This window comes from Roseibium sp. (assembly GCF_039982295.1).
Taxonomy (GTDB): domain Bacteria; phylum Pseudomonadota; class Alphaproteobacteria; order Rhizobiales; family Stappiaceae; genus Roseibium.
Map to the genome: position 1 here is coordinate 1 of NZ_JBDWYP010000022.1, position 9,002 is coordinate 9,002.

Annotated in this window: 6 protein-coding genes and 3 pseudogenes; 4 read left to right on the plus strand and 5 right to left on the minus strand. The window is 56.4% G+C overall.

Features of this window, described 5'->3' with window-relative positions; genetic code table 11:
• Positions 1 to 87 (plus strand): annotated as a pseudogene (locus ABJZ52_RS04015) (IS6 family transposase); the annotation flags it as partial.
• Between the two features lie 128 nt (positions 88 to 215).
• Here the strand turns inward: ABJZ52_RS04015 and ABJZ52_RS04020 are convergent.
• Complete coding sequence (locus ABJZ52_RS04020; RefSeq protein ID WP_348037679.1) at positions 216 to 632, minus strand: MucR family transcriptional regulator; 417 nt, start codon at positions 630 to 632, stop codon at positions 216 to 218.
• A gap of 254 nt (positions 633 to 886) precedes the next feature.
• Between ABJZ52_RS04020 and ABJZ52_RS04025 the strand changes: the two genes are divergently transcribed.
• From ABJZ52_RS04025 to ABJZ52_RS04035, 3 genes are all read left to right on the plus strand, one after another.
• Positions 887 to 1,132, plus strand: coding sequence for a WGR domain-containing protein (locus ABJZ52_RS04025; protein ID WP_348188504.1), 246 nt, complete (start codon positions 887 to 889; stop codon positions 1,130 to 1,132).
• A gap of 880 nt (positions 1,133 to 2,012) precedes the next feature.
• Positions 2,013 to 3,425, plus strand: a complete 1,413-nt coding sequence (locus ABJZ52_RS04030) for a DUF6880 family protein (RefSeq protein WP_348037675.1) — start codon at positions 2,013 to 2,015, stop codon at positions 3,423 to 3,425.
• An 87-nt stretch (positions 3,426 to 3,512) separates the two neighbouring features.
• Positions 3,513 to 5,414, plus strand: a complete 1,902-nt coding sequence (locus ABJZ52_RS04035) for a PhoX family phosphatase (protein ID WP_348037673.1) — start codon at positions 3,513 to 3,515, stop codon at positions 5,412 to 5,414.
• Between the two features lie 406 nt (positions 5,415 to 5,820).
• Here ABJZ52_RS04035 and ABJZ52_RS04040 read toward each other — a convergent pair whose 3' ends face one another.
• From ABJZ52_RS04040 to ABJZ52_RS04055, 4 genes and pseudogenes are all read right to left on the minus strand, one after another.
• Entirely contained in the window at positions 5,821 to 6,765 is a 945-nt protein-coding gene (locus ABJZ52_RS04040) for a MucR family transcriptional regulator (protein WP_348154166.1), read from the minus strand.
• 437 nt (positions 6,766 to 7,202) lie between these two features.
• Positions 7,203 to 7,274 (minus strand): annotated as a pseudogene (locus tag ABJZ52_RS04045) (L,D-transpeptidase); the annotation flags it as partial.
• Positions 7,275 to 7,395: 121 nt separating this feature from the next.
• A pseudogene (locus ABJZ52_RS04050) lies at positions 7,396 to 7,671 on the minus strand (transposase family protein); the annotation flags it as partial.
• Between the two features lie 408 nt (positions 7,672 to 8,079).
• Positions 8,080 to 8,874, minus strand: coding sequence for a hypothetical protein (locus ABJZ52_RS04055; protein ID WP_348154169.1), 795 nt, complete (start codon positions 8,872 to 8,874; stop codon positions 8,080 to 8,082).
• Between the last annotated feature and the right edge of the window lie 128 nt (positions 8,875 to 9,002).

Here is a 9,002-nt window from a genome sequence, read left to right on the forward strand (position 1 = left end):
TATACTCTGCCGGCCGCCTCATACCGGCGTGCAAGGGCTGATGCATTCGGCTTATGGAACGACTACACCAGCGAGATGAACGCCTGAAATCCGTCCAAAGTAGGGCTCCTTGCGGGCCCAACAAAACAAGTTGGCAATCCCCCATCAGGAGCTGACAATACCCGCGATTGAGCCGCTTGCAGGGCATGCAAGCCGATGGAGCGGGCGGTATCCGTTTATTTTGCGCGTTTTCGCTTCTGTCCCAGTCCCATTTTCCGCGCAAGCTCCGAGCGGGCTGCCGCATAATTCGGCGCAACCATCGGATAATCCGCATCAAGCTGCCATTTGGCCCGGTATTCGTCAGGGCTCAAATCGTAGTGCGTGCGCAGATGCCGTTTCAGCGATTTGAACTTCTTTCCGTCTTCAAGGCAGATGATATAGTCCTTCTGCACCGACTTCTTGATCGGCACGGCCGGCTGCGGCGGCTCTTCCGGAGTGGATGCGGCCGCGTCGACGCTGGAGCGCAGTGCGCTGTGAATCGTACCGATCAGGCCGGTCAGCTCTGTCGCTGCGATCGTGTTGTTGCTGACATAGGCCGATACGATATCGACGGTGAGGTGAACCAGATCGGCGGCTGTCGGATTGTCGCTCATGAAGGTTCCTGCAAGGTTGTCCGTGAGGGAAGAGGTCGGTGCCTGGAGGACATCTCCAGATGCATGACGGTTTTATTCAGATGAATAAAATAAAACTCGTCAATACTCCCGAGTTGACAGAAATTTATCAAGTCTGTTCTCCCTGTTTCTGATGTCGCGCATTGCGAAGCTGTGCAAAACGTGCCGCAACCATTCTGTATGGTCCGGACGGGTGATAAAATCACTGCAACCGGATGAAAGATGCGGCAACGCCCATGCAACTCGATCTGTTCCCGACGACCGTGCATATGCGGTGTATCGACCCGAGCCGCAACAAGTGGCGCTATTACGGCATGTCCGTTCAGCGGAACCTTTTCGGTGAGTGGGAGCTCAGCAGGGAATGGGGGAGAATTGGCCACACTAGCCGCCTGCGCCGGGACGTTTTTGCCTCCCCGGGCCGCGCCCTCGACTCCATGCGCGATCTCGTCACCCGAAAAAGCCGCCGTGGCTATGCCGCCTGATGCCTCTCATCCGCCTGACCGGACGCGGGCAAAAAAATGGCCGGCAGTGCTGACTTGCACTGCCGGCCTATGGGCAATCGACACCGCCTAGAGGGAGGAGGTCTCAACGGCGTCGATCGCAAAGACTTTCTGAAAACTGCTTTTGTGACTTCCAACAATTGCCTTCTGTTACTCTGTTTCCCGGCCAATCTCTTGCCGGTAAAAGCAATCTAGTCGGCAATCGGCCCCGACACCTGTGCCGACTGTCACAAGTCTCAAGATGCACCGGCTTTCTCCGTTTGGTCCCCAGGAGGGGTTGAAGCGTAGGTCGCGGGTGCGCCCTCTATCCGGTCAAGCGGTTTGTCGCATGCAATAGAGCTTTTCCGAAAGCCAGCACCTAAGCCCGTGAGGCGCTCTGGGCCGGGATTACCGCAGCCAGACCACCACAACAAAAATACAGAAACCTGTCGGATCTGATGTGAGCGTGCTGAATGACACTCCACGGTGAGAACGTGCAGGCTAAAGTTTTTATGTACCCTGTAGTACGCAGCTTGGATAGTCTTCATAAGGACTCATATGTTGCACATCCCTACTATGCTTACTGGTTTGGTAAGCGACCCGTCGCTCGTCGGCGGGTTTCTTTTTTCAAGAAACAGAAAAAATGATGTTGTTGCGCAAGTCCAAAACTGGCCTCAAGCTCTCCGGGCCTTTTGCGTATGGCCTCTTTAAAGTCGGCAATGTCCCCATTTGGTGACTGATCCGATTCGTGTCCTGCGGCAGGATAAACCCGTAATTCGTATGTCGCGCATGACAGGCATTCGGTGGTGGTGTCAGTTCTTGCCCCGCGGGCGCGTTTAGGGCAAGAGATTGGATCCGTTCGTCCAGAAGTTAGGTCCGCAAGTTGGCTCGCAAATCCACACTTTCTATTAGCAAGCTTGCTGAGCTCGGTGCTGAAAAGCTCGCACAGATTATACTGGCAGAGGCGGAGCGCAATGCCGGTTTCCGGCGACTGGTAAAGGCCGCGCTGGCAGGGAAGTCTGGACCCGAGGCGATCGCGAAGCTGATTGACCGACGAATTTCCGGGTTGGAGCGTGGCAAAAGCTTTATCGAATGGGACAAGGCGCGTGTTTTCCGCGACGACTTACGTAGCTTGATAGAGACAATCGGTTCTGAGCTGGGACCTGTCGCTCCCGCATTGGCTGTCGACCGTTTGTTGCGCTTTATCGCCACGCACGAACGGCTCTTCGAGCGGATAGACGATTCCTCTGGTTATGTTCAGGATGTCTATTATCAGGCGATAAAAGCGGTCGGGGTCTTGGTGCAGACGCTGTCCGGGCCCGAGGCCAACCTGTTACCGGACAGGATTATGTCATCGCTTGGCGAAAGCACACACGGATATCTCTCTGACTTGACGGTCGTTGTCGCACCGCATTTGCCGCAAGAAACGCTGAGCCAGTGGGACGGTAATCTGCAACAAGCAATCGCGGACCGGCTCGCCGAAGAGAAAAACAACAGGCCTGATAATTGGTTCGACACTATGACGTTCCAATGGGCTGGGATGCGTCAGACAATCGCCATTGCACGCGGTGATCTTGATCTGCTTGTCGCATTGGAGGAACAAAAGCCACGGCATATGCAACGTCCGCTTGGAATAGCGGCCCATCTTTTGAAGGCTGGGCACGCTAGCGATGCACTCGACTGGGTACGCAAACCGGGGCCGCGTGCCTTCGACGAAGCCTTGTCACCTAAGCGTGTTTCTTTGGAAGCGCGTATTCTTGATGCCCTCGGCGAGAAATCTGCTGCACAAGTTTTGCGCTGGCGTTGTTTCGAAGCGATTCTATCCGCCGGCATCCTGCGAGAATACCTCAAACAGTTGCCGGATTTCGAGGACATCGAAGCGGAAGAACGCGCGCATATTTTGGCGCTCGAAACAGCAAAGCCCGAGGTTGCACTGCAATTCTTTCTCGATTGGCCTCGTCTGGATCTGGCCGCAAAACTTATCGAAGCGCATCCGCACAGCTGGGATGGTGGCGATTGGCATATTCTCCCCAAAGTGGCGAAACTTCTGGAACACGATTACCCACGGGCCGCGACGATCCTCTACCGGGCGCTTCTGGACGACATTCTCGATCGCGCCCGTTCAAAGGCCTATTCGCACGGCGCGAAATACCTGGCGAAACTAACCCTCCTGGCCACAGATGCGGAGTCCCCGAAACTCCATGGGGTCGTCGATCACGCGACATACCTCTCGAGCCTAAAGAAAAACCACCCCCGCAAATCCGGGTTTTGGATGCGCGTCAAAAAAAGCGCGTGAGAATGACATTGCTATACCTAGCCCCCAATCAAATTCATTCAGATGCGCAGCGTTGATCCGCTTCAACGGAAGCCGAAAGGAGCCATAATGGTCCGAAAACACCACCTCGACCTTTTAGACCTGTCATTCGACGAACTTGACGAACTCAACTTCCCCAGAGCAGAAGAAAATGAATTCGATCGCGTCGTCGAGCGAGCAATCTCCCGACGCGGTTTTCTCGGCGGTGTGCTTGCCTTTGGTTCGGGCGCCGCCGCAATGGGTGCCGGCGTTCTGCCTCCTGTTACCGCGAACGCCCAGCCCCCCTCGCGCTTCTCCTTCACGCCGATCGCAGCTCAGACGGACGGTACCGTGCATGTGCCGCAAGGCTATGAATGGAAACTGCTCGCCCGCTGGGGCGACCCGCTCTTTTCTGGCGTCGATGACTTCGTCTCGGATATCGGCGTGACGCTCGAGGCGTCCGAAAAGGTCTTCGGCGAAAACACCGACGGCATGGAAAGTTTCTACTATAACGGTCACCAGCTTCTGGCGATCAATCATGAATACGCTAATCCGAAGGTCAACCTACCGCAGACCAGCGGTAAGACCGAAAGCGCCGAAGATGTGCAGAAACTGCAGAATATGCAGGGCGTTTCCGTGATCGAGATTACCGAGCGCAACGGGAGCTGGTCCATTGTTCTAGACAGTCCATTCAACCGCCGCATTCACCACAACACGCCGATGAAGATCACCGGCCCGGCAGCCGGCCACAACCTCCTGAAGACGGAGGCCGATCCGACAGGCACCAGCTCACTTGGCACCATGAACAATTGCGGCGCCGGCAAGACCCCGTGGGGCACCTATCTGACCTGCGAGGAGAACTTCAACACTTATTTCGGCACCACCGAAACGGCGCAGGAGCACAAGCCGATCGTGCGGCCCGAAGGCTACGACCGCTACGGCATCGCAAACGAAAGCGTCTACGGATACGAGCGGTTCGATTCCCGCTTCGACTTCTCGAAGAACCCCAATGAACCTCACCGTTTCGGCTGGGTTGTCGAGATCGACCCGACCGATCCAGACAGCACACCTGTCAAGCGCACCGCTTTGGGCCGTTTCAAGCATGAGAACGCGGAAGTGGTCCTGTCGCGGGAGGGACGGGTGGTCGTTTATATGGGAGACGACGAACGCGGCGAATACCTCTACAAATTCGTCTCGAACGGTACTTATGTGGCCGGCGGGCCGACCGAAGGGCTGCTCGACGATGGCACGCTCTATGCTGCGAAATTCGACGACGATCAGGTCGGCGAATGGCTGGCTTTGACACCTGATACCACAGGCATGCCTCTGGCCGAGTTATTAATCCATACACGCATGGGCGCATCTAAAGTGGGGGCGACCACAATGGACCGCCCAGAATGGGTGGCCACCAATCCGCATGCCATCGAAGCCTATTGTTCCCTGACGAACAACAAAAATCGGGGCGTCAAGTCCAATGCCGGCGGCGACGAAACGCCTGTCGGCGGGCCAAACCCGCGTGAGACCAACAACTACGGCCAGATCGTCCGCTGGTATCCGCACGACGATGATCACGCCTCCACGAACTTCGACTGGGATCTCTACGTGATGGCCGGCAATCCAACCGTTCACAGCAACACTTACGCCGGTTCAGAAAACATCAACAAAGGCAATCTGTTCAATTCACCCGACGGCATGGCTTTCGATACCAGCGGTATCGTCTGGATACAGACCGATGGCGAAGACAGCAATGAGGGCGACTATGTCGGCATGGGTAACAACCAGATGCTGGCCGGTGATCCGGCTACGGGGGAGATTGTCCGGTTCATGACCGGTCCGAACGGCTGCGAAGTAACCGGATTGTGCTGGTCCACGGACAACCGTACGATGTTTGTCGGCATCCAACATCCTGGCTCCAATTGGCCAGACGGCGCCCTTCTCCCGCGATCCTCTGTGATCGCGATCAAACGCAGTGATAACGGGTTGATCGGCTGACGGCACTTTGTTGCATTAATCCGTTTCAATGAAAACGTTGCACTTCGCTCATGAAGCCACCGGTTAAGATCACGCACCCTGAAAAATCAGAGAACCGAGAGCCGGATTGGCGTCTCGGTTCCGGGCAAAATGACTTCCCTCGGACGTCCGACGCTCGAGCGTATCTCATGATGCCAAAATTCTGGGTAAGGGGGCCGCTGCATGCCGCCTGATGATTTGCGCAACACGGTGCCGCTTACCAGGCTGGTAAGCATAGTGAGGATGTGCAACTTAAACGTCTTTCGACGCCTTAAGCACTACCCGGGCTGCATGCGCGGATAGGGAGATAACCATAGATTGTGCCCACTCGCTAAGGAGTATCATTCAGCACACTCGTGGCGCATTTTGGCCCCGAAAACACTCAGTATCACGCTTTGTTCTTTTCGCTGTCCGTTTCTGCACGTTCGGGCCTAACGGCCCGGGGGTCGTTTCCCCGTCTGCGTCTTGCGCCAAGTTGTCTGCCGAGAAACGTTTTGGCTTGCAAAGCGGTTACCTGGTCAGGATAGCCTTCAGGGGGCGCGATCTTGCGCCGTTCCACCAACTTGGTGATCCAGTTCATCTGGTTCCGTGTTGTCGGCTCATGTGCCCGGATCCACGCGGCAAGGACGGTCGCATCACGCGACGCCTTGTCAGGAAGCGCCACTCCGGTGCGATCTGCGATCTGCTCTGCCTGTCGCAGATCGGCCGACGCAGGAAGAGTGGCAGTATCGGAAGGTTTTTGCGGGACGGCCCCGACAGCAATTCCGCTATGACGCTCGCGGCCGCTACCGCCCGCGCCGGAAACCGATGGGCCAGACACCTGCGCAGCGTCGGGGGCCTCGGTCAAGTTCCTGTTCGCCAGTGTGATCGCATCTGTCATCAGCTGCGGACTGGCGCAAACTTGCGCAAAAAAGGTTCGAGCGCTGACCGAAGAGAAAAGAACCTCGTCGAGACGCGCTTCCATGTCCTCGCTCGAGCTGTCGTCCGCATAGCCTGGGGCGACAAGCGGGTAGTCCTCCGGCAGAGCCCCCTTTTTCCGATACTCTTCCGGCGTCAGATTGTAGGTTACCCGCAGATGACGTCTGAGGGACTTGAAGTGCTGACCGTCCTCCAAGCAGACGATGTAGTCCTGGCACACCGATTTGTCGACGTCGACAGCCGGTTCTCGGCATGCCCGGTTCAAAGACGCGCCGCTCGCCGTCCGCAGGGTCTCATGAACGGAGCCGATCAGCCCCGTCAGGTGGGTGGCGTCGACCGGGTTGTTGCTCACGTAAGCCACTACAATATCAACGGCCCGACCGACCAGGCCGCGCCCTGTCGGGGGATTTCTCATGGTGTTTCCTCCTTGCTGATACTGCTGGCAACGGGAGTTCGAACCGGCGGGAAACCAATACGAACCACTATTGCCGGTACCCCACCTAGAAAAAAACAACCGGCGCGACTGTGTCAATTGACACGGCCAACCGCCTTAAATTAATCCCGGTGCCAAACTCTCCAGGCCGATCCACGGAAAATAGGCGGCGGTTTCATTGCGCAAAAATGTCGGCAAGCCCGATCGAAAAGCCTGTAGCCACAGGCACAAACCGTGGCGAAAATTATATCAATTCATCATAAGGGTAAGCGTCCGGTTCTACCGCTCTGACGTTGCGATGGTTTGGCTGCTAGATGTCCACCATCGATAGTGGACATCTTGAGGTGAGCGATGGCGGACAAGAAAGGCCAGAAGAGGCGTGTTTGGTCAGTTGATGAGAAGCGTTCGATCTGTGCTCAGGCGCGTGTATCGGGTGTTTCGGTTGCGCATGTGGCGCGGCGGTATTCGATGAATACCAACCTGATCCACAAATGGCTGCGCGATCCGCGGCTTTCGCCGGAGGGTCCGGACATGGGACTGCCAGAGGGCGAGGAAGCGTGAGGGGTCCGCGGGAGCACAGATTTGCTCCAGCTCTTGAGCATGACGCCGGAAGGCCACCTCCAATGCGTCGGGATCGATCTGCCGCAGGATCCCACGCACCGACGTGTAGGCCGGAGCCCGCCGCAGAGCCGCCTTGGGGAAGGCGGCATTGAGCAGCGGCAATCTGGCGGCAATCAGCGCGTGAATTTGCCGATAGGAGCGTGCCCCACTCAGCATGGCGATGATCGAGAACAAAATCACGCCGACCTGGCCGTACATTTTGCCCTCAGCGCGCCGACGGTCGGGGATTGCGGCAAGGCAGGACACAAGATCGATGGCTGGGGTCATGGAGAGCAACTTTCCTGATTCGGGTTGCTCTCCATAGATTCAGAGACTTATCGCTCCGAAAAGCAAAAAATCACGACCTGTCGCAGACTGCCAAACGATTCATGTCACGAGCGTTGAACAGCCCTGGGGTGGTGGGTAATTACAAACCCAGGTCGGTTCAACGGGCGTTGTTGCATTAATCCGATTTGTGCAACAACGCGATGCGCCACGCTTTCATTAACCCAGATCGTGATATCCCCACGCCGGCGCAGGCTTTCCGTATACTCGGGCCAGTTCGCCACACGATGCTTGGACTTCGCAAACTTGTGCCGGCGGGAGGCGTGGTGTTTGAACGGCATTCACAATACTTCTGAAGGGACACAACAACGCTCAGGTAGGGCACAAATCAGATTAATGCAACAACGCGGATCAGAAGGCCCGCATAATTTTCTTACGCTTGTAGCTCGGCATTTTGTCGAGTGTCTCACGGCGCTGAAAACTGACGACGCTTCCACTTCCCATCACAGTAACCAGATTCTGTTGTAGCGCGGTCTGCATGATCATTGGCATCATTAATTCTCCTTCACGAAGAACATAGTCGAGCTGTGCCAGCTCCGGTGAAAGCTGCTGGAGGCGGAATTCAAGAACAGGAGAGTCCGGGCTGGTAAACAGGATATCGACCAGATTCAGAAGTGAAGCGCTAGGTATCTTCCGTCCATCCATAGCGATGAAAAAGTCATCCGCGCGGCCTTGTATCTCTCGCAGCTCCTGCTCCTCAGCCCCGTCCGCCCATGCGGCGAGATCGCCCTGATCATAGCGGATTAGTGGCATGACCCAGCTTCGAAAGTCAGTGGCCACCACCCGCCCGAATCCTTCCCTATCAGGATTGACGAGTTCGATACGAAGCCCATCTCGATTTACCTGGTAGTTGCCCGATCTGCTTTCGTAGGCAATCACACCCAGCTCAACTGAGGAGTATTCGTCGAGAACCGGCACGCCGAATATGCCTTCAAAGTTGTCGCGTTCCAGTCGACTGCTCTGTTCACTGTTGGTCGAGATAGCTCTGATGCCGAAACGCGACAAGTCACCAAGGCTCGTCAATTCCCATAGGTGGCTCGGCAACGCACAGAGGATTTGCGGCCGCATGGCTTCAAAGTGTCGGATCATGGCTTCAAGCGATGCGGGCTGGGCAATGGTGAACGTGCGATATCCACCGTGTTGCACAAATCATCAAGCGGCACGCAGCGGTCCCTTACCCAGAATTTTGGCATCATGAGATACGCTCGAACGTAGGACGTCCGAGGGAAGTCATCTTGTTGAGGACCGAGACGCTGATCCGGCTCTCGGTCCTC

Bases quoted from the DNA above. Each gene is read 5' to 3' on its own strand.
- ABJZ52_RS04020 (WP_348037679.1), bottom strand. From the start codon at position 632: ATGAGCGACAATCCGACAGCCGCCGATCTGGTTCACCTCACCGTCGAT.
- ABJZ52_RS04025 (WP_348188504.1), top strand. From the start codon at position 887: ATGCAACTCGATCTGTTCCCGACGACCGTGCATATGCGGTGTATCGAC.
- ABJZ52_RS04035 (WP_348037673.1), top strand. From the start codon at position 3,513: ATGGTCCGAAAACACCACCTCGACCTTTTAGACCTGTCATTCGACGAA.
- ABJZ52_RS04040 (WP_348154166.1), bottom strand. From the start codon at position 6,765: ATGAGAAATCCCCCGACAGGGCGCGGCCTGGTCGGTCGGGCCGTTGAT.